This window comes from Saccharothrix stipae (assembly GCF_054781895.1).
This window is the reverse complement of record NZ_BAAGTN010000029.1, coordinates 1-811: the sequence shown is the minus strand read 5'-3', so window position 1 is coordinate 811 and position 811 is coordinate 1. Positions and strand designations below refer to the sequence as shown.

The 811-nt window shown below is 65.7% G+C and carries 1 protein-coding gene; it reads right to left on the bottom strand.

Going from position 1 to position 811, the window contains the following annotated elements:
- Positions 1-34: 34 nt before the first annotated feature.
- Positions 35-811: IS3 family transposase (locus ACYVLT_RS38300; protein WP_461125057.1), on the bottom strand; the 777-nt coding region annotated here is incomplete at its 5' end.

Below are 811 nucleotides of genomic sequence, written 5' to 3'. Positions count from 1 at the left end.
TGGGGCCTGGTGCACGGATAGGTGACAGGGTTAGTCACGCGGCCTGAGGGGCCTCGTGGTTGATGATGGTCTCGAATTCAATGGGGGTCAATCTGCCGAGGCGGTCCTGTCGTCTGCGGCGGTGGTAGGTCCGTTCGATCCAGTGCACGATGGCGGCCCGGAGCTCGTTTCTGGTGGCCCAGGATCGACGGTCGAGGACGTTGTTCTGTAGCAGCGAGAAGAAGCTCTCCATCGCCGCGTTGTCACCACACGCACCGACCCTGCCCATCGACCCGAGCATGCCGTGCCGGGTGATGGCCTTCTGCATCTTCTTCGAACGAAATTGAGACCCTCTATCGCTGTGCAGAACGCAGCCGGCCACGTCCCCTCGCCTGGCGACAGCGCTGTTCAGGGCGGCCACGGCCAGGCGGGACTTCATTCTCGAGTCGATCGAGTACCCGACGATCCGGCCCGAGTAGACGTCCTTGATCGCGCACAGGTACAGCTTGCCCTCGGCCGTCCAGTGCTCGGTGATGTCGGTCAGCCACAGCTCGTTGGGGCCGGGCGCGGTGAAGTCTCTCTTGACGAGATCGTCGTGTACAGGCGGGCCGGCCTTGCGGTGCTTGCCGCGGCCTCTCTTGCTGATGGTGCTGGTCCAGCCGCCGGCGGAGCAGATCCGCCACGCCGTCCGCCGGCACATCTTCTCGCCTGCGGCTTCGGCCTCGTCGGCGAGGTAGCGGTAGCCGAACTCCGGGTCTTCGCGGTGGGCGTCGAACAGGGCGTTGGCCCGGTACGCCTCGGCGAGCTCGGCGTCGGTGATCGGGTTCTTGCG